We start from the raw sequence: 23,929 nt of genomic DNA on the forward strand, positions 1-23,929 counted from the left end.
CTTTCTAAATTTGACTCTTTTTGTCTATACCACATCGATTGAAAACTAATCGTTCAATCAAAAAATGGAATGAAATTGAAAAATGAACGCTTGCGAATGAATGTTCATTCATTTATGATAGAAGAGTAAACACGATGGTGATTGCGATTTTTTTTACGCGTGAAATGAATCACTATTCATTCTCATTTTAGGGGGGAACACTATGACGAGTCACATCGAACAATCAACCGACCTCCGTTTGACGAACTCAATTCGTTTTGCGGTCGTCATCGGTTCAGGAGTAATGGGGGCGGGGATTGCGGCTCACTTGGCGAACGCGGGGATTCGTTCGCTCATGCTCGACATCGTACCACGTGAATTGACAGCAAAAGAGGAAGCGAAAGGGTTGACGCTCGAGTCACCAGAAGTACGAAATCGCATCGCCTCAGAAAACCGTCAGAAGCTATTGAAACAAAATCCGGCACCACTTGCGACAGCCGACCATCTCAACTTCATCGAAGTCGGGAACTTAGAAGATGATTTAGAGCGTTTGAAAGAAGCGGACTGGGTCATCGAAGTCGTCGTCGAGCGCCTCGATGTGAAGCAACAGCTCTTCGAGAAGATTGCACCTTACATCCGTGAAGATGCGATCCTCAGCTCGAACACGTCAGGGATCTCCATCGAAGCGATGGCAAGTGCCCTTCCGGAAGGATTGAAATCACGCTTCCTCGGAACGCACTTCTTCAACCCACCGCGCTACTTGAAGTTGCTCGAACTCATCCCGACGGAGAAGACAGCACGCCCGGTCATCGACTTCATGTCACGCTTCGCGGAAGACCGTCTCGGGAAAGGTGTCGTCGAAGCCAAGGACACGCCGAACTTCATCGGTAACCGCATCGGGACATACGGTCTCCTCGTCACGTTCGAAGAGATGCTCAAGCAAAACGCGTCAATCGGAGAGATGGATTCGATCACAGGTCCGCTCATCGGTCGTCCGAAATCAGCGACGTTCCGCACACTCGATGTCGTCGGAATCGACACATTCGTTCACGTGGCGGGTAACGTCTACGAGACGCTCGAAGCTGGGGAAGAGAAGGACACGTTCGACGTACCTTCAGAAATGAAGCAACTCGTGGAAAAAGGCTGGATCGGACAAAAGGCCGGTCAAGGCTTCTATAAAAAAGAAGGAAAGGTCATTCAGGAATTGAATCTTCAAACGTTCGAATACGAACAATTGAAAGCGATTACAGGTCCTGAACTTGATCAAATCAAATCACTTCCTGGTTCGAAAGCGAAGTTGAAAGGTGCCATCTTGAACAAAGGTCGCGTCGGACAACTGCTCTGGCCAATCACGGCGAAGACGCTCGCTTACTCGGGACGTCTTACTGGAGAGATCGCAGACACAATCGTTGCGATTGACGATGCGATGAAGTGGGGCTTCGGTTGGAAATTCGGACCGTTCGAAATGTGGGATGCCCTCGGTGTTGAAAAATCAGTCGAGCGTATGAAAGCGGAAGGCTACGAAGTCCCGGCATGGATCGATGAGATGCTTGCTGCAGGTAACACGTCATTCTATAAGGGAGACCAGTATTACGATAAAGCGTCGAAGGCGTATGTCGAGAAGACCGTCAACCCGAAAGAATTGAAACTCAAGCCACTCGCAAAATCAAACGGCATCATCTTAGAGAACGGTGGGGCACGCCTCGTCGATATCGGCGATGACGTCGTCGCACTCGAATTCACATCACCAAACAACGCAATCGGTGTCGACATCATGCAGATGATCGAACAGTCGATTGATCGTGTCGAGCAAGACTTCAAAGGAATGGTCCTCGCGAACGACGGCAAGAACTTCTGTGTCGGTGCGAACCTTGCGATGATGCTCATGGAAGCAGAAGACGAGAACTGGTTCGAACTCGATTGGATCATCAACAAGTTCCAACAAGTCGTTCAAAAGATTCGTTATTCAAGTCGTCCGGTCGTCGCCGCACCATACGGCATGACGCTCGGTGGCGGAACAGAAATCAGCTTACCGGCAGCACGTATGCAAGCCGCGCTTGAGACATACATGGGTCTCGTCGAAGTCGGTGTCGGTCTCATCCCGGGTGGAGGCGGAAACGTCAACACGTATCGTCGACTCCTTGAACAGACGCCAAAATCGATGCAAAACATTGAGAAGGCTGCGCAACAGACGTTCGAGAACATCGCGATGGCGAAAGTATCGAAATCGGCATTTGATGCGAAGACACTCGGTTACCACCGTGCGGTTGACGGGATCTCGATGAACCGTGATCATTTGACGTTCGATGCGAAACAGACGGTACTCGAACTTGCCGATGGATATACGGCACCGGTTCGTGAGAAACTGCCAGTCGTCGGTCAAACGGGTAAAGCGACGCTCGAACTCGCGGCGTACGAAATGTTCTACGGCGGTTATATTTCAGAGCATGATTTGAAGATTGCGAAGAAACTCGCACACGTCATCAGTGGTGGCGATTTGGCATACGGTACGCTCGTCGATGAACAGTACTTCCTCGATATCGAGCGTGAAGCCTTCTTGAGCCTCATCGGGGAGCCGAAGTCACAACAACGGATGCAACATATGCTCGTGAAAGGCAAACCACTACGGAACTGATAAAGGGGGACATAACAGATGAGGGAAGCAGTCATCGTAGCCGGCGCACGGACGCCGGTCGGAAAAGCAAAACGCGGTTCGTTCCGTAACGTTCGTTCGGACGAGCTCGCGGGATATGCCATCAAGGCAACGCTTGAGCGTTCAGGATATAAAGGCCCGATTGATGACGTCATCATGGGTTGTGCGATGCCAGAAGCGGAGCAAGGGATGAACATCGCTCGCTATGCGGCGGTCCGGGGGGGACTGTCGCACGAAGTTCCAGCGATCACCATCAACCGCTACTGCTCGTCAGGTCTTCAAGCCATCGCAGATGCGGCGGCGAAAATCATGATCGGTCAAGCGACGGCAATCATCGCCGGCGGTATGGAGTCGATGAGCCAAGTACCGATGGGTGGTCACGTCATCCGTCCAAACCCACACATCATGGAGACGGCACCAGAGTACTACATGAGCATGGGTCATACGGCAGAGCGTGTCGCGGCTGAATATAACATCTCGCGCGAAGACCAAGATGCGTTTGCCATCAACAGTCACCAAAAAGCCGCTGCAGCGATCGCAGGTGGAAAGTTCCAGGAAGAAATCGTTCCTGTGACGGTCATCGAGCACGTACTCGGTGAAGACGGGAAAGTCGCAGAAGTGGAGAAAGTCGTGAAGCATGACGAAGGTGTCCGTGCCGATTCGACAATCGAAGCGCTCGGTAAACTTCGCCCAGCTTTCAAAATCAAAGGCTCGGTCACGGCGGGTAACGCCTCACAAGTGTCAGACGGGGCGGCAGCAGTCCTCGTCATGGATCGTGAAGAAGCAGAACGCCAAGGGTTACAACCGATGGCTAAGTTCCTCTCGTTCGCAGTCGGCGGTGTCCGTCCGGAAGTGATGGGAATCGGTCCAGTCGTCGCCATTCCAAAAGCACTCGAAATGGCTGGCGTGAAGTTAGAAGAAGTCGGATTGTTCGAGTTGAACGAAGCGTTCGCGAGCCAATCACTCGGTGTCATCCGTGAACTCGGAATCGATCCATCGAAAGTGAATGTGAACGGTGGCGCTATCGCCCTCGGTCACCCACTTGGCTGTACAGGGGCAAAACTTTCTGTTTCGATTTTGCATGAGATGAAACGACGCAATGAGAAGTATGGGGTTGTCACGATGTGTATCGGCGGCGGAATGGGCGCGGCTGGTGTCTTCGAATTACTTTAAGGGGGAATCGGATATGGAACGTACAGAACATGAATTGATTAAAGGCGGTAGCTTTGTCATTGACGCACTCGACGCAGAGCGTCTCTTCACACCAGAGGATTTCTCAGATGAGCATAAGATGATTGGGGACACGACGGCGGGATTCGTCGATGACCGCGTCATGCCGGTTCTCGAGCGCATCGAGAAACACGAGTTCGACCTCTCTGTCGAATTGTTGAAAGAAGCAGGTGAGCTCGGTCTCCTCGGAGCAGACGTTCCAGAAGAGTACGGCGGCTACCAACTCGATAAAATCTCTTCTTCGATCATCACGGAGCGTTTCGCGAAAGCTCGTTCGTTCGCACTCAGCTACGGCGCACACGTCGGAATCGGGACACTCCCGATTGTCTTCTTCGGATCAGAAGAGCAAAAGCACAAGTACTTGCCGAAACTCGCGACAGGTGAATGGATCGCGGCTTACGCGCTCACAGAGCCAGGCTCAGGGTCAGACGCCCTCGGTGCGAAAACGACGGCTGTCTTGAACGAGGCGGGCACGCACTACGTCTTGAACGGTGAGAAACAATGGATCACAAACGCTGGCTTTGCGAACGTCTTCGTCGTCTACGCGAAAATCGATGGCGACAAGTTCAGTGCCTTCATCGTCGAGCGTGACTTCAAAGGAGTCTCAACTGGCGCAGAAGAGCAGAAGATGGGGATCAAGGGATCGTCGACACGTACGCTTATCCTTGAAGACGTCGAAGTACCAGTCGACAACCTTCTCGGTGAAATCGGAAAAGGTCACGTCATCGCCTTCAACATCTTGAACGTCGGTCGTTATAAACTTGCAGTCGGTGCGGTCGGTTCATCAAAACGTGCGTTCGACCTTTCGGTACAATATTCGAACGAGCGCAAGCAGTTCAAGACACCAATTAGCCAATTCCCACTCATCCAAGAGAAATTGGCAACGATGGCAGCCAACATCTATGCGATGGAAAGCTCAGTGTATCGCACGGGCGGCTTGTTCCAAGATAGCCTCGACGCACTTGGTGACGAGAACATGCGTGACGGATCAAAAGTCGCACAAGCGATTGCTGAATATGCGATCGAATGCTCACTCAACAAAGTATTCGCTTCTGAAACGTTTGACTACGTTGTTGATGAAGCGGTCCAAATCCATGGTGGATACGGATTCATGGCAGAGTATGAAGTCGAAAACCTCTATCGTGATTCACGCATCAACCGAATCTTCGAAGGAACGAACGAAATCAACCGTTTGATCGTTCCGGGTACGCTTCTTAAGAAAGCGATGAAAGGTGAATTGCCGCTCCTCGCCGAAGCACAAAAACTTCAAAAAGAGCTCATGAGCTACATGCCACAAGAATTGGACGGCTCACCGCTCGCACGCGAGAAGATGCTCCTTTCGAACATGAAGAAGATCAACTTGATGGTCGCAGGTACAGCGGTTCAGAAGTATCAACAAGACCTTCAAAATGAACAAGAAATCTTGGCGAAGATCGCAGACATGATCAGTGCCATCTACGCGCTTGAAGCAGCCATCGCTCGTACAGACAAAGCGATCGCACGCACAGGCGAAGAGAAGAACACGCTCAAAGTCCGCTACACAGAAATCTTTGCGGAACAAGTGTTCAAACAAGTCGAACTCATGGCGAAAGAAGTATTGTATGCAGCGGCGTCTGGTGACGAGCAGCGCATGCTTCTCTCGGCAATGAAGAAGTTCAGCCGCTACCAGCCGATCAATGTGATCGGGACGAAGCGTGAAGTTGCTGCGAGCCTCATCAAAGCGAACAAGTTTATCGTGTAATTCAATCGACAGAAAGGGTGGACCGGACGCGGTCGGCCCTTTCTTTTTGGTCTGTTCGCCACGTACAATAGAAACGAGGGGGAGAGACGATGAGAACACGCGATAGATTGCTTGAACGAATGGAACGAATCGGAGAATCGGTTGCCGCACACGAAGGGACGCTGATGCTGCTTGCATTAGGGTCGATCGGACAAGAGACGGAGCGGTTGGATGATTACTCGGACCTCGATTTCTTTTTGATTGTCGAGGACGGGCAGAAGGCACGCTTTATCGACCGACTTGACTGGCTTGAAGTCGAGCCGCTTCATTATCAATTCCAAAACACGAAAGATGGGCACAAGATCATGTATCATGACGGCATCTATGGTGAGTTCGCTGTCTTTGAAGTACATGAACTCGCGACGATCGCCTATACACCAGGACGGGTCGTCTGGCGACGGGATGAAGCACTCGACGTGTTCGCGTCACCACGTCTCGAGATCGCGCGTGAAGCGACGGCTTACTACTATGAAGAAGCGTTGACGAACCTATATGTCGGCTTGCTTCGGGAACGTCGGGGCGAGACGCTCGCCGGATTCGAACTTGTCCAAGTCGCGGCCGTTCAAAACGTCTTGAAGGCGCTCGGTGGGCAAGGGGACCCGTTCAATCCGACACGTCGGGTCGAGACGAGACATCCTGAGATGATTTCTTTCTTGTTGGGCGGGGTATTAGGATATGGCAGGTCAGCTGTTGCAGCGGCGGTCATCTTACGTTTTATCGAAGAGCGACATGCGGTTAATACGACGATGAAGCGAGAAATCGAACGGTTGCTTGAGACGTGAATTGATTTCTCTAGATGTGCTACATTGATGAGAGAGGTGATGAACAGATGGTGACACTATACGGCTATCCACCATGCAGTACGTGTAAAAAAGCAGAAAAATGGTTGAAAGAGCAAGGCGTCGAGTATACATACGTTCATATCGTCGAATCGACACCGACGAAAGAAGAACTCGCCGAGCTTTGGAAACAATCGGACTTGCCGCTTAAGAAATTCTTCAATACGAGCGGGCAAGTCTATCGGAACGAAGGCATCAAAGACAAGCTACCAAATCTATCAGAAGACGAACAACTCGAGCTATTATCAAGCAATGGTATGCTTTTGAAGCGTCCAATCGTCACAAATGGTGAAAAAACGACGGTCGGATTTTCAGAAAAGTCCTTTACGGACGTTTGGGGCTAAGTGCTATAATACAGATGTGAGTCTAATTTATTTGAGGGGGAAGTTAGGATGAGCAAAGTACCAGCAAATTTACGTTATTCAAAAGAACATGAGTGGGTAGAAGTGAACGGAACAAAAGCCCGCATCGGCATCACGGATTTCGCACAAAGCGAACTAGGGGATATCGTGTTTGTGGAACTCCCAGAAGTTGACGGTACGATTTTGCTCGACGAGCCATTCGGTTCAGTCGAATCAGTGAAGACAGTCTCTGAGTTGTATGCGCCAGTATCAGGACGCATCACAGCAGTAAACGAGGACCTTGCAGATTCTCCAGAACTCGTCAACGAGTCACCGTTTGAAAATGCATGGATGATCGAAGTTGAGTTGACGGAAGAGTCAGACCTCGACAAGCTCATGTCTGCAGAAGAATATGAAGCGATGATTCAAGGATAAGTAAAACCGGCCTCTCCTAATTGGAGAAGCCGGTTTTTAAATGTTTACTCGAAATCGAGTCGGTAGTGGTCCGATTTGACGAGCGTCGCCCGTTCGAACACACGATAGAAGAAAATTCCGAGTCCGACCGGGATAAGCCCGAACAAGACGATCACAAGAAGCACGTTGAACAAGGCGAATCCGCCCGGCATGAGATGTAACGCATTTACCGGTCCAATGAGTCCAGATACGCCAAACCCTGCACTGATTGGAGTTCCCTCGATTCTTAATATACCAGCGAGCGCACCGAGGATGGCCGCATTCGCCAAAATCGGAAGCATCATAATCGGGCGTCGGACGAAGTTTGCCATTTGAATCTTCGGTGACCCGAGGAAGTGGGCGATCGATGTCCCGGTCGCGTTCGCCTGCCACCCTGCGATGGCGAGACCGAATCCAGCGGCAACGACGCCGAGGTTTGCCGCACCGGCCGCAACGCCTGATAGGCTAATCGCGGTCGCGATCCCGACAGTCGAAATCGGCGAGACGATGATGAGCGAGAACGCCATCGCGATCAAGATGCCCATGAGAACCGGTTGAAGAGCCGTCATCGTCATGATGAGGTATCCGATGTATGTCGTGATCTGTGAGATATACGTCAATAAGAAGGCACCGATGCCCCCTGCGACGACAATGACTGTCATCGGCATGACGATGACCGTGTACGTCTTCAAGTGGGGAGCGAGCTTCATGACAAGAATCGTAGCGATCGCAGCGGTCACACCGGCTGTGATCACGTCACCGATTCCGGCCATCACGAACGCACCTTCATTAATTCGAACGGCGCCACTGCCGACATAGGTTGCGATGGCAATCGTTCCAGCCTCTAAAATCGATCGTCCGAACTGCATGGCGACGGCAAGACCGATAATGGCCGGGAGGAGGCGCATCGCAATCGTCGTCGCATCCAATATGAATTGAAGAGACGGAAAATAAGGGAGTATGGCTTTCGTTAATTCTCCGAGCAATGCGCTCGGGATGAGGGCGATCAGAATCGCCATACTGAGACCGTTTAAGACGTTCATCGTAAATTGCTTTGTCGTACCAGTTGCTTGTTCCGTCATCATTCATTCACCTGTCCTTCTTTTTTACTGTTATGTACAAAAGCGATAAAGTTAGAACCCATATTATTCCTATCAGACAGAAGAGTCAAGAGAATCATTGAAAAATTCTGAAATTTCACGAGAGCACGAATTTTGAATACATATTTATCGACCTTTATAATGACAGGAGAGGTGAGAAAAATGATTACAGACGGATTCTTATATATATACGCGCCGATGTGTGGTACATGCGCTGTCGCGGAGAAAATGTTGACGGTCGTCGAGGCGGTCGACCCTGAAATTCAGATTGAAAAGCGCGATGCGAACTATATCCCAAACGAGCTTGAAGCCTATCAGGTGATGAGTGTCCCAGCGCTGTTAAAGCTTGAAAATGGCGAGGTTCGGGATCGTCTTTACGCTTTTCAGAACGTTCAACACGTCCTCTCTTTCGTGAAGTGAGAGAGGAACATTAGAATAATCTGAAAATTTTAAATAATCAGTTGACACAGAAAGTTCACGAATGGTATATTCATTACAACATCTTACTTGAACACAAAATAGGACGCGATATTCCCGACATCAAGACGTTTTGGTGAAGCCGCTGCTACCTTTATACGAATACACGTCAGTCTTCCCTTCGATTGTCCCCCAAAAAAATCAAGCGAAGAAAGACGTTCCGTATAATCGCACGGTCCAAATCAAGATCGAGTGATGATTGGTGAATCTCCCCCATATAAGGATGTAAATCTTGAACGGGCAAAAGATTTTCATCTATGGGCTGTCCTTCCGTGACTCAAGGTGCTACGTTCTGTGTCGTCCTCGGACGACACCTTTTTTTGATTTTTTTGAAAAAATGATTTGACAGCAGAAAAAGCTGTCGCTATGATAAAGCTAATCGAATACACAACACTCTTATCAAGAGAGGCTGAGGGACTGGCCCTATGACGCCCAGCAACCGCGGAGCAATCCGAAATGGTGCTAATTCCAGCAAGGTGAGAAACCTTGAGAGATGAGAGCAATCGTTGTCCGTACGATAAAGTGCGCACGTTTGCTCAAACGTGCGCGCTTTTTTTGTTGTCAGGAGGGAAAGGAATTGATTCAATTACGAAACGTCGCCAAATGGTTCGATACGAAGAATGGTCGTGTCCAGGCGGTCGATGATGTGTCACTAACGATTGATCGCGGTGAAATTTTTGGAATAATCGGATATTCGGGGGCGGGGAAGTCGACGCTCATCCGATTGCTCAACCGTCTCGAATCACCGTCTAGCGGTGAAATCGAGGTCGCCGGGAGTGAGCTCACGAAGCTCAGTCCGAAAGAATTACGAGGAGTTCGCAAGAACGTCTCGATGGTCTTCCAGCACTTTAACCTTCTGTGGTCGCGCACGGTCGCAGAAAACATCAGCTTCCCACTCGAATTGATTGGGGTACCGGCAAGTGAGCGGAAGCGTCGGGTCCAGGAACTCGTCGAGCTCGTCGGACTATCAGGTCGCGAAGACAGCTATCCGTCACAATTATCCGGCGGTCAAAAACAGCGAGTCGGGATTGCCCGCGCGCTCGCTACAAATCCAGAGGTGCTCCTCTGTGACGAAGCGACAAGCGCGCTCGACCCGAAGACGACGGATTCGATTCTTGAACTGCTCGTCAGCATCAATAAGAAACTCGGATTGACAATCGTCCTCATCACACATGAGATGCACGTTATCCAAAAGATTTGTCATCGCGTCGCCGTGATGGAGGCAGGGAAAGTCGTTGAGACAGGTCAAGTCTCCGATGTGTTCCAACATCCGGAGCAGCCGATCACAAAAGAATTCGTGAAACAAATCGGGGCGGTCGACGATCTGTCGCTCACGTTCGAACATTTGAAAGCACGCTATCCGAGTGGACAAATCGTCAAATTGAAATTCTTGAACGAAACGGCAGAACAACCGATTTTGTCTGACGTCCTTAAGACGCACGACATCGGATTCAACATCATCGGCGGGAACGTGACTCAGTCACAAGTCGGTGCGCTCGGCACGCTATTCATCCAATTGATTGGGGAAGCACGAGAAATCGAACGCGCCATCGCGTCGATTCGTTCGCAATCAGTAGAAGTGGAGGTGGAAAGCGATGTTTCCTAACGTAGACTGGCAAATCATGATGGAACAGACATGGGAGACGTTATACATGACGCTCGTCGCGGGTGTCGCGACGTTTGTGATTGGACTCGCTTTAGGTTTGATTCTTTATATTACAAACGAATCGCTATTATTAAAGAATCGTCCAATTTACGTCTTCGTCAGCGCGATCGTCAACGTGTTCCGTTCGATCCCGTTCATCATCTTAATCATTTTACTCATCCCGTTCACGTTGTTCCTGCTTGGTACCATGCTCGGTTCGACGGCGGCGCTTCCGGCACTCATCATCGGAGCTGCACCGTTCTACGCCCGTATGGTCGAACTTGCCCTTCGTGAAGTCGACCGCGGTGTCATCGAGGCAGCGGAATCGATGGGCGCGACGAAATGGCAAATCATTTATAAAGTGTTGATTCCGGAAGCACTTCCGGCAATCGTTTCAGGACTCACGGTGACCATCGTTGCAATCGTCGGTTATACGGCGATGGCCGGTGTCGTCGGAGGAGGCGGACTCGGGAACTTGGCCTTCTTGGAAGGGTTCCAACGTTCACAAAACGACGTCACGTTCGTGGCGACGGTGCTCATCTTACTCATCGTGTTCGTCATCCAGTTCATTGGTGACCGACTCGTTACAAAAATTGATAAACGTTCAGCTTAATTACACATAAACCATTTGGAGGGATTTATAATGAAAACTTGGAAAACAGTACTCGGATTGACAGCTTTATCAGCATTCACAGTTCTCGCGGCTTGCGGCGGGGAAGATGCAGAAACAGGTTCTGGCGATGAAAAAACATTGATCGTCGGTGCGTCGAACGTACCGCACGCTGAGATTTTAGAGCACGTACAAGAAGAATATGAAGCAAAAGGCTACAAACTCGAAATCAAGAAGTTCCAAGACTACGTGCTTCCGAACAAGACGCTCGCAAGCGGTGAGCTCGATGCGAACTACTTCCAACATGAGCCGTACCTTGAGTCACAGATGGCTGAAAACAAAGACTACAAATTCGCATCTGCGGGTGGCGTTCACATTGAGCCAATCGGTGTGTACTCACAAAAATACAAATCGCTCGACGAACTTCCTGAAGGCGCAGAAATCATCATGAGTTCATCGGTCGCTGACCACGGACGAATTCTCACGATGCTCCAATCAGAAGGTCTCATCACACTTGCTGAAGGCAAGACGGTCGATGCGACAGTCTCTGACATCGTTGACAATCCGAAAGACTTGAAGTTCAAAACAGACGTTGAAGCAGCACTTCTTCCGACAGCTTACAACAACGGAGAAGGCGATGCGGTCCTCATCAACACGAACTATGCCATCGACGCAGGTCTTAACCCACTTGAAGATGCCATCGCACTTGAAGGCGAAGACTCACCATACGTCAACTTGATCGTCACACGTGAAGGAGACGAAGAAGATGAGCGTGTCAAAGCACTCCTCGAAGTATTGACTTCTGAAGAGACACAACAGTGGATCTTAGACGAATACAAAGGTGCGGTCGTACCGGTACAACAATAAGCAGTCTCGACTCAGGGGTCATCCCCTGAGTCTTTTTTTGTCTAGTGTTCTTTCATAAAGAGAAGTACACTACATATATGAAAGAAAAGGAGGGATTTGGATGAAGCTCAGACAGATTCATCCACTGACGTGGGGCGTCCTGTTCGGGACGTTTTTTGCACGACTGGCGACGTTTTTCGTCATGCCATTTTTTGCGATCTATCTGGCCACGCTCGGCTTTTCGGCGAGTGTGATTGGAACGATTTTTGCCGTGACGGCACTTTCGGGTCTGTTCATGAGCTTCTTTGGGGGGACGCTTTCTGACCGATATGGGCGAAAACAGCTCATGTTGATCGGCATCGTGCTCAATGCGGTCACGTTCGCTGGTCTCGCGCTCGCGACCGAGTTGTTTTGGTTTTATATGTTATCGATGTTGATGGGCATGTCGCGATCTTTCTTAGAACCGGCTTCGCGGGCACTCATCAGTGACACGACGCAGGCAGACCAACGGGTCATCGTCTATAACGTCCGTTACTTTATGATCAATATCGCCGCGGCCATCGGGCCACTCTTGGCAGTCGTCCTATCACTCACCGGTGTAAAGACCGCATTCTTTATCGTGACGGCAGTATACATATTGTATGGAATCATCATCTCAATCTTGTTTTATAAGTATCCGTTTGAAGAGGGAGACGGGGTCAAGGCACGGCCACGCTTGACTGAGACGTTCCGGGTCCTACGAGACGACCGGACATTCCGTGCGGTTATCATCGGAATGATCTTTGCAATTATCGGTTACAGTCAGTTCAATTCGACGCTCCCTCAATTCATCGCATTAAGCGACGGGTTGGAAGACGGTTCGAGATTGTTTGCATACTTATTGACGACGAACGCCATCACGGTGCTCATCGTCCAGTATCCGATTATGCGTTTCGGGATTCGTGTCTCTCCCATCAAGTCACTCTTTTTTGGAATCTCGACATTATCGTTCGGACTTCTGCTCATCGGATTTGCGACGGTGGAGTGGGTACTCTTTGTCGCGATGGCCATTTTCACGGTCGGCGAGGTGTTGATGTTCACGATGACGGACGTGTTGACGGATGAACTGGCGCCCGAACATTTACGGGGAACTTATTTTGGGGCGATGGGATTGACGTCGCTCGGTCAGACAATCGGTCCGATTATCGGTGGGGTGTTACTCGATACATTCGGGCAATCATCGCTTCCGGTGTTCGGAAGTTTGGCGCTCTTGACGGGGTGTGGTGCCTTCTTCTTCGCTGCCGCCGTACGAGAGCGGAAAGCCGTTCTCGCACTCGTCGAAGAAAATGCCGGATAATGTCTTGATTTCCTACTATTAGCATTCTCAACTTTTATCATTCTATTGAGAATGAATTCTAAGGTGAGTCGCTTGAAATAAAAAAATGACTAGTCTAAGATTAGAATATATCTAATCTACGCCATTCACTATGGTGAGAAAATACGGAAGGGGTATCCGAATGTCTAACGTACCACAAATGAAAATTGATGACCTCCGCGTCTCAATCGAAGGAAAAGAGATTGTCAAAGGTCTTAACCTAGAAATTAAAGGTGGCGAAATTCATGCCATCATGGGTCCAAACGGGACTGGTAAATCAACACTCGCATCAGCACTCATGGGTCATCCACTTTATGAGGTCACTGGGGGAAGCGTCGAATTAAACGGCGAAGATGTCCTCGAGATGGAAGTCGACGAGCGCGCACAAGCAGGAATGTTCCTTGCGATGCAGTACCCGGCTGAAATCAGCGGTGTGACAAACGCAGACTTCTTGCGTTCAGCAATCAACTCACGTCGTGAAGAAGGTCAAGAAATCTCACTCATGAAGTTCATCCGTGAACTCGATGCGAAGATGGAACTTCTCGAAATCCCTTCAGAAATGGCACACCGTTACTTAAACGAAGGATTCTCAGGCGGTGAGAAGAAACGTAACGAAATTCTTCAAATGATGATGATTCAACCGAACATCGCCATTTTGGATGAAATCGACTCAGGTCTTGATATCGATGCGCTCAAAGTTGTCGCAAAAGGCGTTAACGAAATGCGTTCAGAAGAGTTCGGCTGCTTGATCATCACGCACTACCAACGTCTCCTCAACTATATTGAGCCAGACTTCGTACACATCATGATGGACGGGAAAATCGTCATGTCTGGTGGCAAAGAGCTCGCACAGCGACTCGAAGCAGAAGGTTACGACTGGGTGAAGCAAGAACTCGGAATGACAGTAGACACAGAAGCGTAAGGAGGCTGTACGATGACCGTACAATTTGAATTGGATGCACAAGCGTTGTCGGCACGTGCAGAAGCGCTCGGCGGACCAGCATGGATGGTCAACCGTCGTAAAGAGGCAGCAGAACTTGCGCCGACACTTGCTTTGCCAAAAGTTGAAAAGATTAAGATTGATAAGTGGGACTTCGCAGCGGGTGATGTCAATCTCGAACCGAAAGACGGTTTGACAGCTGACATCGAATCACTTCTCGGAGACCACCGGACAAACGTGCTCGTTGAACGCAACGGTCATGTCGTCTATAACGAATTGTCGATGCCAGAAGGCGTCTTATTCATGGGAATCAAAGAAGCGATGGAGCAACATCCTGAGCTCGTTGAGAAATACTTCATGACAGAAGGCGTACGTGTCGATGAAGAACGTCTTTCGGCGTTGAACGCTGCTCTCACAAACGGTGGTGCGTTCATCTACGTACCGAAAAACACACAGTTGAAAGATCCGCTTCAAGCGATCTTTACGATGGAACAGGCGAACGGTGCCCTCTATCACCACACGATTCTCGTCGCTGACGAAGGTAGTGAAGTGACATACATCGAAAACTTCCTTTCTGGTACGAACGAACCGCACACGGTCAACGTCGTGACGGAAGTATTCGCTGGAGAGAACGCAAAAGTCGTCTTCGGTGGTGTCGATCAGCTCGCTGAATCTGCACTCACGTTCATGAACCGTCGCGGTGTCGTCTATGCGAACGGTCGCCTTGACTGGGCGCTCGGTCACATGAACGACGGGAACTCGGTCGTTGAGACGAAGACTCACCTCGTCGGAGACAACACGTATTCGGATACAAAAGCTGTGACAATCGGTCGCGGTGCACAAAAACAAAACTTCAACATCCGTACCGACCACTTCGGAAAAGCATCTGAAGGGTTCATCTTGATTCACGGTGTCCAAAAAGACGCAGCTACTGCGATCTTCAGCGGGACATCGATGATTCACCACGGTGCGTCAAAATCGAACGGTGTTCAAACAGAGCGCGTCTTGATGCTCTCTGAAAAAGCACGTGGAGATGCCAACCCGATTCTTCTCATCGATGAAGATGATGTTATGGCAGGTCACGCGGCATCAGTCGGCCGTGTCGATGATGTTCAATTGTACTACTTGATGAGCCGTGGATTGTCTCGCCAAGAGGCAGAGCGTTTAATCATCCACGGATTCTTGACGCCTGTCGTCGAAGAACTCGCAATCGATTCGGTCAAAGACCGTCTCCGCGAAGTCATCGAAGGGAAAGTACGTTAAGATGTTGAACGCCTCGATTCGTGAACAGTTTCCGATTTTAGATCAGGAAATCAATGGACACCCGCTCGTTTATCTTGATAGCGCGGCGAGCTCACAAAAGCCGCTCGCTGTCATCGAGGCGATCGAGGACTATTATCGTCGCAATCATTCGAACGTGCATCGTGGCGTCCATACGCTCGGGACGCAAGCGACGGATGCGTATGAAGGAGCACGCGAACGCGTCCGCTCGTTCATCCATGCGGCGGTTCCTGAAGAAATCATTTTCACACGTGGGACGACGACGGCCATCAACTTGGTCGCGTCGAGCTACGGAGATGCGAATGTCGGTGAAGGCGACGAAATCGTCCTCACCCCGATGGAACACCATGCGAACTTGATTCCGTGGCAACAACTCGCTAAGCGGAAAGGCGCGACGCTTCGTTACGTCGAACTCACGCCGGACGGACGTGTCACATTGGATGCCGTTCAAGCCGTCTTATCGGATCGGACGAAAATCGTCGCGATGAGCCACGTCTCAAACGTGCTCGGTACGATCAACCCGATTGCCGAAGTCGCTCGACTCGCGCATGAGAAAGGCGCCGTCATGGTCGTCGATGCCGCACAAAGTGCACCGCATCGTAAACTGGACGTCCAAGCGCTCGACTGTGACTTCCTTGCCTTTTCTGGACATAAGATGCTCGGACCGACTGGAATCGGTGTCTTATACGGGAAGAAACAACTTCTCAAAAACATGGAGCCGGTCGAGTTCGGTGGCGAGATGATCGACTACGTTGATTTGTATGAATCGACGTGGAAAGACATCCCGTACCGCTTCGAAGCGGGAACACCAATCATTGCTGGGGCGGTCGGACTTGCGGCAGCCATCGATTTCTTAGAAGAAATCGGGCTTGAGAACGTCGAAGCACACGAACGTGAACTCGCGTCTTACGCAATCGAGCAGATGAAAACGATTGAAGGGATCGAGATTTACGGTCCTGAAGATCGCGTCGGTCTCGTCACGTTCAACTTGAAGGACGTGCATGCACATGACCTCGCGACCGTTCTTGATATGCAAGGCATCGCGGTTCGTGCCGGTCACCACTGTGCACAACCACTCATGCGTCTTTTGAAGCAATCATCGACGGCACGGGCGAGCTTCTATTTGTACAACACAAAAGAAGAGGTCGACCGTTTCATCGAGGGATTACGTCAAACGAAGGAGTATTTCAATTATGAGTTTTAATAATCTCGACATGTTGTACCGTCAGGTCATCATGGATCACTATAAAAACCCAAGAAACCGTGGCGTCATCGAAGATGGCGTGACAGTGGACTTGAACAACCCGACATGTGGGGATTCGCTTCGTCTTCAACTACAAGTCGAAGACGACATCGTCAAAGATGCGAAGTTTGAAGGAGAAGGCTGCTCAATCAGTCTCGCCTCGGCATCGATGATGACCCAAATCGTCAAAGGAAAAACAGTAGAAGAGGCGCTTCAACTCGCTAACATCTTCTCTGAAATGGTTCAAGGCAAAGAGTACGACACGGATACGTTTGACCTCGGTGATATCGAGGCGCTCTCAGGCGTATCGAAATTCCCGGCTCGAATCAAGTGTGCCACGCTCGCGTGGAAAGCGCTTGAAAAAGGAGTAGACGAGGACGCGTAAGGAGAAGGAGGAGACCGATATGGCAAAGAATATGCCGGAAATTGGCGATTATAAATACGGCTTCCATGATCGGGACGTTTCGATTTTCCGTTCAGGCCGCGGCTTGACGACAGAAATCGTAGAGACGATCTCGCGCATGAAAGAAGAGCCACAATGGATGCTCGACTTCCGTTTGAAGTCGTTGGATCACTTCAACAAGATGGCGATGCCGACATGGGGCGGAGACCTCTCGGCACTTGATTTCGACGAAATCACTTACTATGTCAAACCATCTGAAAAGACAGAACGCTCATGGGATGAGGTACCAGAAGAAATCAAACGTACGTTTGACAAGCTTGGTATCCCAGAAGCAGAGCAAAAATACTTGGCAGGTGTCTCGGCTCAGTATGAGTCTGAGGTTGTCTACCACAGCATGCAAGAAGACTTCGAAGCCAAAGGTGTCATCTTCAAAGATACAGACACTGCACTCAAAGAAGACGAAGAAATCTTCAAAGAGTACTTCGGGAAGTTGATTCCGCCGACGGACAACAAGTTCGCGGCCCTCAACTCAGCTGTTTGGTCGGGTGGCTCGTTCATCTACGTACCAAAAGGTGTGAAACTCGAGCAACCGCTTCAAGCTTATTTCCGCATCAACTCGGAAAACATGGGTCAGTTCGAGCGTACGCTCATCATCGTCGACGAAGGCGCATCGGTTCATTACGTCGAAGGATGTACAGCACCGGTTTACACAACGAACTCGCTTCACTCAGCGGTCGTTGAGATTTTCGTCAACAAAGACGCATACTGCCGTTACACGACAATCCAGAACTGGGCGAACAACGTCTACAACTTGGTAACGAAACGTGCAGTCTGTGAAGCAGGTGGATCAATGGAGTGGATCGATGGAAACATCGGATCGAAGCTCACGATGAAATACCCGGCCGTCATTTTGAAAGGGGAAGGCGCACGTGGGATGACACTCTCGATTGCCCTCGCTGGTAAAGGACAGCACCAAGACGCTGGAGCGAAAATGATTCACCTCGCACCGAACACGTCGTCTTCAATCGTCTCGAAATCGATTTCGAAACAAGGCGGAAAAGTATCGTACCGTGGAATCGTTCACTTCGGCCGTAAGGCGAAGGGCGCGCGCTCGAACATCGAGTGTGACACGCTTATCATGGACAACGAGTCGACGTCAGATACAATCCCGTACAACGAAATCTTGAACGACCAAGTGTCGCTCGAGCACGAAGCAAAAGTCTCAAAAGTGTCAGAAGAGCAACTCTTCTACCTCATGAGCCGTGGAATCTCGGAAGAAGAAGCGACAGAAATGATCGTTATGGGCTTCATCGAGCCGTTCACAAAAGAATTGCCAATGGAATATGCGGTCGAAATGAACCGTCTCATCAAGTTCGAGATGGAAGGTTCGATTGGATAATCGTGACTTTGAAACCAGCGAAGCTTAGCTTCGCTGGTTTTTTGTATAATGAAATAAGGAGGCGATAATGTGACCCACCGATTTTTATTAGAGAGCCGAGACATTTATTCATTCATGGATTCCATGCTTGTCATTTGCCCGAGTTGCGGGGGACAGGCCGATGTGTGGGAGAAGAATGATGAAGTGCGCCTAAGTTGTCTTCATTGCGGTCATTTGCAAATGAAGGAGAGCGGTGCGAAGTACGTCGGAGAACCAATCGATGTTCATTTTGGTTTGCCGCTATTTTTACAAATAAGTTGCTATGGTCATGTGTTATGGGCTTACAACCGTGAACACCTCAACTATATCAAAAATTATATCGAGGCGAAGATTCGGACGAGCGAGGGAACGAACCGTAGTCTCGAAAGTCGATTACCCGCTTGGATGAAAAGCAAGCAGAACCGTAAAGAAGTGTTACGAACGATTGAAAAATTAGAGCTTATGATAGAAGGTTCAACAGCATGAACCGACGAGAAGAACTGCAATACATAGAGAGACACCAATTGACATCGGTGATGAACGAGACAAAATGGCAACGTCTCAATCGAGCTGTTTCTGAAGCGTTGACGCATGCGCCGTCGTATCAAATGAAATACTTAGGGGAGGATACGTTATTTCCAAGTGACTCGTTATCCGAGTATGAAATATTGTGGGGAGAGTGGGATGAGATTTGGCTGGAATCCCGTTTACGCTCCATCGAATGGATTCGTTTGCGACCAAGCGTACTGCTCTACAAGGGAGTGATTCTTGACCCAGATGTTTGTGATATGTCCACCGAACTCATTTCAATTTTAGAGAGAGAAAAAATTCCGTTCATTCTGGAAAGTGAGACGATTCAAATTTTTGGTTATGTTCGGAATACAGGAATCTTTGAATCGAAGTAGGATATTTAACGTAATCATGTATTTTTCATGCGGCTTTTGTCGTTAAAGATGGAAGAGTCGGGTATGCTAAATAAGAGAATGATTCATGGAAAGGAAGGATCTACATGACACGTATTCCACATAAAGATGATATTGACCCGAAAGACATCACTCGCATCGCCGTCATCGGTGCAGGCTGGGTCGGGGTCAGTTTTGCTTATCAATTGTCAACGGCAGCCCTTTGTGAAGAGCTCGTCTTAATCGACTCGAATCATGCCAAAGCAGAAGGGGAGGCAATGGACCTGAATCATGGCATCTCGTTCGCCCCGACACCGGTCCGAATTTGGGCAGGGGATTACTCGGATTGTAAAGACGCAGATATCGTCGTCATCACGGCAGGTGCGGCGCAAAAACTCGGTCAAACGCGGATGGACCTCGTTGAGCAAAACGCGAAAGTCGTCCGCACCGTGACACAAGACTTGATGAAGAGTGGATTTGACGGCATCTTAGTCGTCGCGACGAACCCGGTCGATGTCATGGCACACGTCGCTTGGAAAGCATCGGGTCTACCGAAAGAACGTGTCATCGGGTCAGGGACCGTCCTCGATACGGCGCGACTCCGTTACAAGCTCGGAGACTATTTCGAACTGTCGCCACGAAACTGCCACGCTTATTATATGGGGGAACATGGCGATACGGGATTTGTCGCATGGAACAACGCGCGCATCTATGGAAAGAGTATCGATGAACTGTTGGCAGAGAACGAAAAGTATCAGTTTGAGGACTTGGAATCCATCTATACAGATGTACGCGATGCTGCTTATCAGATTATCGAGTATAAGAGTGCCGCTTATTATGCGATTGGGGTCGGCTTGCTACGTATCATCCGGGCCATCGTTCGAAATGAAAATTCCGTCGTCACGATTGGGGCTCATTTAGAAGGCGAGTATGGGGCGAGTGACGTGCATATCGGTGTACCGGCCTTGATTGACCGGAGCGGCATTCGCAAGATCATCGAGATTGAATTGACGGACGAAGAACAACAGAAGTTTGATGCTTCGGTACAAGCCATCAAGGCTGGAATCGAGAAAGTCGAACCAGCATCCTAAAAAAAGATCCGACTGCGTGAGCAGTCGGATTGTTGGTTAAGACGCCTCTTCTTCGGCGATATCTTTCTTATAGTACTTCTCGGACGTGAAGAATTCGGTCGTTAGTCGCTTCACTTCGCTACTGAGTAACAATACGGCAATCATGTTCGGGATGAGAATCATCGCGAGCATCAAGTCGAGGAAGTTCCAAATCATTTGAGCGCCTCCGATCGAACCGATAACGATGGAGACGATATAGACGGCCTTCATGATTTTTCCTGCCGTCAAACCGAACAAATACTCCGCCTGACGCGAGCCGTAAAAGATGATGACGATGATCGTCGAAAGCACGAAGAAAATGAGGGAGATCGTGACGAGTAAACTTCCCGTATACCCAAAGTATTCACGGAAGGCGATTGTCGTCAACGCGGCTGGATCTTCCATTGCCCCATCAGCCGTCCAAACACCTGAAGACAAGACGACGAAGGCTGTCGTACTACAAATGATCAACGTATCGATGACGATTCCGATGACCGCCCAGAATCCTTGGCGTACAGGATGATCCGTCTGTGCAGCGGCATGAGCGATTGGTGCCGTCCCGAGACCCGCTTCATTCGAGTATAGTCCTCGGGCGAAGCCCCAACGAATCGTCTCAGCGACTGCGGCTCCGGCGAAACCACCGAACGCGGCCATCGGCTCGAACGCGTAAGAGAAAATAAGACTGAGCACGTTTGGAATCTCAGACAAGTTCATCAACACGATGATGAGTCCGGCTCCGACGTAGACGAGTGCCATCCCAGGAACGACGATCTCGGTCACTTTCGCAATCCGTTTCAAACCACCGAAGACGATGATGCCGACAAGAACGGCAACGACAATGCCGGTGATGAGCGTGTTTCCATTGAACGTCTCACGAACTGCGGAGCTGACAGCGTTCCCCTGTACCATGATACTCGGGATGAGTTCAATCATGAGGGCAAAGGCGAACCAAGTCGCAAGCCATTTCCAACGAAGTCCTTTTGATATGTAGTAAACAGGTCCACCGACAAATTCGCCGGCGTCATTCTTTTCACGATAGTGGACGGCCAGTACGCTCTCCGAAAACTTGATGGCCATGCCGATGATGGCAATGACCCACATCCAGAAGATGGCACCCGGTCCCCCGAACATGATCGCTGCAGGTACACCGATGATGTTCGCGGCCCCGACTGTTGAAGAAAGCGCTGACGTTAAGGCTTGTCTTGGGCTTATGTCGCCTTCACCTTTTGGTTTTTTAAAGATGCTGCCGAACGTTTGCTTAAATATGTAGATTGGATAACGAAACTGAAAGAAACCAAGTTTGATAGTAAGAAACACACCGGACAAGACGAGTAACGAGATGATAGGCACACCCCAAAGCCAATTTGAAAAACTCGTGACGATATCGATAACTGCATTCATATAACCACTCCAATTCCATTATTTTACTTAAATACTGTTTCCTAAAGTAAGGACCTCTAAACATCTTTGTCAAAATAAAGGAGGAATATAGAATGAGAGTCGCTAAACATTTGATTGTATCTGGACGTGTCCAAGGCGTCGGATTTCGATACTTTTCCCAAGAGACAGCTCGCCAATACGGAATTAAAGGATGGGTGCGAAACTTGAATGACGGAACGGTCGAACTTCATGTAGAAGGCACAAATGAAGACATCGAGTCATTTCAAAATGCTTTAAAAGACGGAAATCGTTTCGTCGGCGTCGAGCGAATTGACGAAGCGAAAACAGATGATCAAGGATTCCAGAAGTTTGACATTCGTTATTAAACGCTTACATTCTCCTTCGTGCTGAAGGGGGATTTTTTTGTGAAATCTACATTTCAAAAAATTAAACCTCGAATTTTGGAGATGGGGTGGTCAAACGATAGGAAGTGTGTATAATGAAATAGACCAAGCGATATATTGTCAGAAAATTTAGTTATTATTTTTTTGTTAAGTCGTTCGGAATATCAAGTGTATGGAGGTAGTTGTATGAAAAAATCGACATTGTTCCCGTTAGCGTTTACGATTTTTGCTTTATTCTTTGGGGCCGGGAACTTGCTGTTCCCACCAGAGCTCGGCGCCTTGGCGGGGGAAAACCTCGTACCGGCGATGATCGGGTTCGTCATTACGGGTGTCGGTTTACCGCTTCTTGCTTTGTTCGCAGTCGCTCGGGTAGGCGGCGGAACAGACCAAATTGCTCGTTATATTCCAAAACGTCTCGCGCTCGTCTTGACGGGATTGATGTATGTAGCCATCGGGCCATTCTTCGGAATCCCACGTACGGCTGCTGTCACGTATGAAATGGGACTTGTTCCGTTTCTCGATGCACCTTCAACTTTGACACTTGCGATGAGTTCGACCGTCTTTTTCGGGTTGACGTTCTTCTTGACGCTTCGTGCTCAAAAGTTGATTGAAGTCATCGGACGAATCATCACACCTATCCTCTTGTTCTTGCTCGCAGCGATTGGAATCACGAACCTTGTCGCTCCACTCGGAGAGCCAGGAGCTCCAGCAGAAGGGTTTGAGACATGGGTTGGCGCACTTGGCCAAGGTTTCCAACAAGGTTATTTGACGATGGATGTATTCGGGGCCCTCGTCTTTGGGGCAATCGTCCTCGTCACGTTGAAAGCCAATGGATTGAGTGACCAAAAAGAAGCGTCTTCACTCCTTCGCTCTGCAGGGATGCTCGCTGTTACCTGTTTGATGCTCGTCTACATCTCGCTCGGATCAATCGGTGCGAATATGACGGTCGCAGAAGGAACAACGAGTGGTGCAAGCCTTCTCCAAGCGTTCGCTGGTACGTCATACGGCCAAGTCGGAATGCTCGCTCTCGGGTTAGCGGTCTTCCTCGCTTGTTTGACGACAGCGGTCGGACTCATCTCAGAGTTCTCACGCTTCATCAGCAACCAGTTTGATTCACTCAAATACCACCATGTCGTCATCGCGACTACATTGTTCGGCTATTTGATCTCACTCGTCGGATTGGGCACGTTGATCCAAATCGCGGTCCCGCTTCTCACGCTTCTCTATCCGGTCATGATCGCGCTCGTGCTCGTGTCGGTGACAGAACGACTTCAACGCAACCCTGGTGTGGCGATGAAGGCTACGATTTACACGGCACTCGTTCTTTCGTTGTTTGAGACGTGGAATGGCATCCAGCCGTCTGCGGTCACTTCTTGGATCTCAAGCTTGCCAATGGCGGAAATCGGTCTTGCTTGGGCGGTTCCAACGATGATTGTCTATGCGATCACACTCCTTCTTCCGAAGGGTGCATCGCAAGAATCACTTGCTCAGTCACGCATCTCATAAGTCTAGCCCATCCTTTGGTCAAGGATGGGCTTTTTTC

General features: G+C 49.6%; 23 protein-coding genes and 1 riboswitch. Of the genes, 21 read left to right on the forward strand and 2 right to left on the reverse strand.

Features of this window, described 5'->3' with window-relative positions:
• Nucleotides 1-202: 202 nt before the first annotated feature.
• From ACQKD4_RS03710 to gcvH, 6 genes are all read left to right on the forward strand, one after another.
• The gene (locus ACQKD4_RS03710) at nucleotides 203-2,614 is read left to right on the forward strand and encodes a 3-hydroxyacyl-CoA dehydrogenase NAD-binding domain-containing protein (protein ID WP_427372511.1); all 2,412 of its coding nucleotides are present in this window, start codon (nucleotides 203-205) and stop codon (nucleotides 2,612-2,614) included.
• 18 nt (nucleotides 2,615-2,632) lie between these two features.
• The gene (locus tag ACQKD4_RS03715; protein ID WP_012726865.1) at nucleotides 2,633-3,805 is read left to right on the forward strand and encodes an acetyl-CoA C-acetyltransferase; all 1,173 of its coding nucleotides are present in this window, start codon (nucleotides 2,633-2,635) and stop codon (nucleotides 3,803-3,805) included.
• A 13-nt stretch (nucleotides 3,806-3,818) separates the two neighbouring features.
• A complete protein-coding gene (locus tag ACQKD4_RS03720) occupies nucleotides 3,819-5,603 on the forward strand; it encodes an acyl-CoA dehydrogenase family protein (protein ID WP_427372512.1) in 1,785 nt (594 codons plus the stop codon).
• Nucleotides 5,604-5,692: 89 nt separating this feature from the next.
• Nucleotides 5,693-6,424, forward strand: coding sequence for a hypothetical protein (locus tag ACQKD4_RS03725; RefSeq protein ID WP_427372513.1), 732 nt, complete (start codon nucleotides 5,693-5,695; stop codon nucleotides 6,422-6,424).
• 47 nt (nucleotides 6,425-6,471) lie between these two features.
• On the forward strand, nucleotides 6,472-6,825 hold the full coding sequence (locus ACQKD4_RS03730) for an arsenate reductase family protein (protein ID WP_214693491.1): 354 nt from the start codon (nucleotides 6,472-6,474) through the stop codon (nucleotides 6,823-6,825).
• 48 nt (nucleotides 6,826-6,873) lie between these two features.
• Complete coding sequence (gcvH, locus tag ACQKD4_RS03735) at nucleotides 6,874-7,257, forward strand: glycine cleavage system protein GcvH (RefSeq protein WP_012726861.1); 384 nt, start codon at nucleotides 6,874-6,876, stop codon at nucleotides 7,255-7,257.
• Between the two features lie 44 nt (nucleotides 7,258-7,301).
• Here the strand turns inward: gcvH and ACQKD4_RS03740 are convergent, their stop codons facing one another.
• Complete coding sequence (locus ACQKD4_RS03740) at nucleotides 7,302-8,357, reverse strand: PTS transporter subunit IIC (RefSeq protein ID WP_427372514.1); 1,056 nt, start codon at nucleotides 8,355-8,357, stop codon at nucleotides 7,302-7,304.
• Between the two features lie 180 nt (nucleotides 8,358-8,537).
• On the opposite strand from ACQKD4_RS03740, the gene ACQKD4_RS03745 reads away from it, so the two are divergent.
• The 13 genes from ACQKD4_RS03745 (at nucleotide 8,538) to ACQKD4_RS03805 (ending at nucleotide 20,584) form a co-directional block, all read left to right on the forward strand.
• Complete coding sequence (locus tag ACQKD4_RS03745; RefSeq protein ID WP_214785793.1) at nucleotides 8,538-8,795, forward strand: thioredoxin family protein; 258 nt, start codon at nucleotides 8,538-8,540, stop codon at nucleotides 8,793-8,795.
• A gap of 450 nt (nucleotides 8,796-9,245) precedes the next feature.
• Nucleotides 9,246-9,352: riboswitch (SAM riboswitch) on the forward strand.
• Between the two features lie 77 nt (nucleotides 9,353-9,429).
• Entirely contained in the window at nucleotides 9,430-10,458 is a 1,029-nt protein-coding gene (locus tag ACQKD4_RS03750) for a methionine ABC transporter ATP-binding protein (RefSeq protein WP_214693486.1), read from the forward strand.
• Nucleotides 10,448-11,110 (forward strand): methionine ABC transporter permease, encoded by a 663-nt coding sequence (locus tag ACQKD4_RS03755; protein WP_427372515.1) that lies wholly within the window; start codon nucleotides 10,448-10,450, stop codon nucleotides 11,108-11,110. Before ACQKD4_RS03750 ends, ACQKD4_RS03755 begins: the two co-directional genes overlap by 11 nt.
• 30 nt (nucleotides 11,111-11,140) lie before the next feature.
• Complete coding sequence (locus tag ACQKD4_RS03760) at nucleotides 11,141-11,974, forward strand: MetQ/NlpA family ABC transporter substrate-binding protein (RefSeq protein ID WP_427372516.1); 834 nt, start codon at nucleotides 11,141-11,143, stop codon at nucleotides 11,972-11,974.
• Between the two features lie 100 nt (nucleotides 11,975-12,074).
• A complete protein-coding gene (locus tag ACQKD4_RS03765) occupies nucleotides 12,075-13,289 on the forward strand; it encodes an MDR family MFS transporter (RefSeq protein ID WP_427372517.1) in 1,215 nt (404 codons plus the stop codon).
• A gap of 178 nt (nucleotides 13,290-13,467) precedes the next feature.
• A complete protein-coding gene (sufC, locus tag ACQKD4_RS03770) occupies nucleotides 13,468-14,229 on the forward strand; it encodes a Fe-S cluster assembly ATPase SufC (protein ID WP_143180266.1) in 762 nt (253 codons plus the stop codon).
• A 12-nt stretch (nucleotides 14,230-14,241) separates the two neighbouring features.
• On the forward strand, nucleotides 14,242-15,510 hold the full coding sequence (gene sufD / locus ACQKD4_RS03775) for a Fe-S cluster assembly protein SufD (RefSeq protein WP_214693478.1): 1,269 nt from the start codon (nucleotides 14,242-14,244) through the stop codon (nucleotides 15,508-15,510).
• A gap of 1 nt (nucleotide 15,511) precedes the next feature.
• The gene (locus ACQKD4_RS03780; protein ID WP_031422927.1) at nucleotides 15,512-16,732 is read left to right on the forward strand and encodes a cysteine desulfurase; all 1,221 of its coding nucleotides are present in this window, start codon (nucleotides 15,512-15,514) and stop codon (nucleotides 16,730-16,732) included.
• Nucleotides 16,722-17,156 (forward strand): Fe-S cluster assembly sulfur transfer protein SufU, encoded by a 435-nt coding sequence (gene sufU, locus ACQKD4_RS03785; protein WP_026825487.1) that lies wholly within the window; start codon nucleotides 16,722-16,724, stop codon nucleotides 17,154-17,156. Before ACQKD4_RS03780 ends, sufU begins: the two co-directional genes overlap by 11 nt.
• Before the next feature lie 19 nt (nucleotides 17,157-17,175).
• Nucleotides 17,176-18,573 (forward strand): Fe-S cluster assembly protein SufB, encoded by a 1,398-nt coding sequence (sufB, locus tag ACQKD4_RS03790; RefSeq protein WP_047795116.1) that lies wholly within the window; start codon nucleotides 17,176-17,178, stop codon nucleotides 18,571-18,573.
• A gap of 69 nt (nucleotides 18,574-18,642) precedes the next feature.
• On the forward strand, nucleotides 18,643-19,077 hold the full coding sequence (locus ACQKD4_RS03795; protein ID WP_427372518.1) for a hypothetical protein: 435 nt from the start codon (nucleotides 18,643-18,645) through the stop codon (nucleotides 19,075-19,077).
• A complete protein-coding gene (locus ACQKD4_RS03800; protein WP_427372519.1) occupies nucleotides 19,074-19,496 on the forward strand; it encodes a DUF6678 family protein in 423 nt (140 codons plus the stop codon). Before ACQKD4_RS03795 ends, ACQKD4_RS03800 begins: the two co-directional genes overlap by 4 nt.
• Before the next feature lie 104 nt (nucleotides 19,497-19,600).
• On the forward strand, nucleotides 19,601-20,584 hold the full coding sequence (locus tag ACQKD4_RS03805; protein ID WP_214741547.1) for an L-lactate dehydrogenase: 984 nt from the start codon (nucleotides 19,601-19,603) through the stop codon (nucleotides 20,582-20,584).
• Between the two features lie 36 nt (nucleotides 20,585-20,620).
• Here the strand turns inward: ACQKD4_RS03805 and ACQKD4_RS03810 are convergent, their stop codons facing one another.
• Nucleotides 20,621-22,003, reverse strand: coding sequence for an alanine/glycine:cation symporter family protein (locus tag ACQKD4_RS03810; RefSeq protein WP_214760106.1), 1,383 nt, complete (start codon nucleotides 22,001-22,003; stop codon nucleotides 20,621-20,623).
• A 92-nt stretch (nucleotides 22,004-22,095) separates the two neighbouring features.
• Between ACQKD4_RS03810 and ACQKD4_RS03815 the strand changes: the two genes are divergently transcribed.
• Nucleotides 22,096-22,368, forward strand: coding sequence for an acylphosphatase (locus ACQKD4_RS03815; RefSeq protein ID WP_427372520.1), 273 nt, complete (start codon nucleotides 22,096-22,098; stop codon nucleotides 22,366-22,368).
• Nucleotides 22,369-22,572: 204 nt separating this feature from the next.
• Nucleotides 22,573-23,892 carry a branched-chain amino acid transport system II carrier protein gene (gene brnQ / locus ACQKD4_RS03820; RefSeq protein ID WP_214746231.1) on the forward strand — a complete coding sequence of 440 codons (1,320 nt, stop codon included), beginning with the start codon at nucleotides 22,573-22,575 and terminating at the stop codon, nucleotides 23,890-23,892.
• Nucleotides 23,893-23,929: the final 37 nt, after the last annotated feature.

It is taken from the genome of Exiguobacterium sp. NPDC077395 (genome assembly GCF_050269125.1).
Lineage (GTDB): Bacteria > Bacillota > Bacilli > Exiguobacteriales > Exiguobacteriaceae > Exiguobacterium > Exiguobacterium aestuarii_A.

Coding starts and splice junctions, on each gene's coding strand:
- ACQKD4_RS03710 (WP_427372511.1), top strand. CDS start 203: ATGACGAGTCACATCGAACAATCAACCGACCTCCGTTTGACGAACTCA.
- ACQKD4_RS03715 (WP_012726865.1), top strand. CDS start 2,633: ATGAGGGAAGCAGTCATCGTAGCCGGCGCACGGACGCCGGTCGGAAAA.
- ACQKD4_RS03720 (WP_427372512.1), top strand. CDS start 3,819: ATGGAACGTACAGAACATGAATTGATTAAAGGCGGTAGCTTTGTCATT.
- ACQKD4_RS03725 (WP_427372513.1), top strand. CDS start 5,693: ATGAGAACACGCGATAGATTGCTTGAACGAATGGAACGAATCGGAGAA.
- ACQKD4_RS03730 (WP_214693491.1), top strand. CDS start 6,472: ATGGTGACACTATACGGCTATCCACCATGCAGTACGTGTAAAAAAGCA.
- gcvH (WP_012726861.1), top strand. CDS start 6,874: ATGAGCAAAGTACCAGCAAATTTACGTTATTCAAAAGAACATGAGTGG.
- ACQKD4_RS03740 (WP_427372514.1), bottom strand. CDS start 8,357: ATGACGGAACAAGCAACTGGTACGACAAAGCAATTTACGATGAACGTC.
- ACQKD4_RS03745 (WP_214785793.1), top strand. CDS start 8,538: ATGATTACAGACGGATTCTTATATATATACGCGCCGATGTGTGGTACA.
- ACQKD4_RS03755 (WP_427372515.1), top strand. CDS start 10,448: ATGTTTCCTAACGTAGACTGGCAAATCATGATGGAACAGACATGGGAG.
- ACQKD4_RS03760 (WP_427372516.1), top strand. CDS start 11,141: ATGAAAACTTGGAAAACAGTACTCGGATTGACAGCTTTATCAGCATTC.
- ACQKD4_RS03765 (WP_427372517.1), top strand. CDS start 12,075: ATGAAGCTCAGACAGATTCATCCACTGACGTGGGGCGTCCTGTTCGGG.
- sufC (WP_143180266.1), top strand. CDS start 13,468: ATGAAAATTGATGACCTCCGCGTCTCAATCGAAGGAAAAGAGATTGTC.
- sufD (WP_214693478.1), top strand. CDS start 14,242: ATGACCGTACAATTTGAATTGGATGCACAAGCGTTGTCGGCACGTGCA.
- ACQKD4_RS03780 (WP_031422927.1), top strand. CDS start 15,512: ATGTTGAACGCCTCGATTCGTGAACAGTTTCCGATTTTAGATCAGGAA.
- sufU (WP_026825487.1), top strand. CDS start 16,722: ATGAGTTTTAATAATCTCGACATGTTGTACCGTCAGGTCATCATGGAT.
- sufB (WP_047795116.1), top strand. CDS start 17,176: ATGGCAAAGAATATGCCGGAAATTGGCGATTATAAATACGGCTTCCAT.
- ACQKD4_RS03800 (WP_427372519.1), top strand. CDS start 19,074: ATGAACCGACGAGAAGAACTGCAATACATAGAGAGACACCAATTGACA.
- ACQKD4_RS03805 (WP_214741547.1), top strand. CDS start 19,601: ATGACACGTATTCCACATAAAGATGATATTGACCCGAAAGACATCACT.
- ACQKD4_RS03810 (WP_214760106.1), bottom strand. CDS start 22,003: ATGAATGCAGTTATCGATATCGTCACGAGTTTTTCAAATTGGCTTTGG.
- ACQKD4_RS03815 (WP_427372520.1), top strand. CDS start 22,096: ATGAGAGTCGCTAAACATTTGATTGTATCTGGACGTGTCCAAGGCGTC.
- brnQ (WP_214746231.1), top strand. CDS start 22,573: ATGAAAAAATCGACATTGTTCCCGTTAGCGTTTACGATTTTTGCTTTA.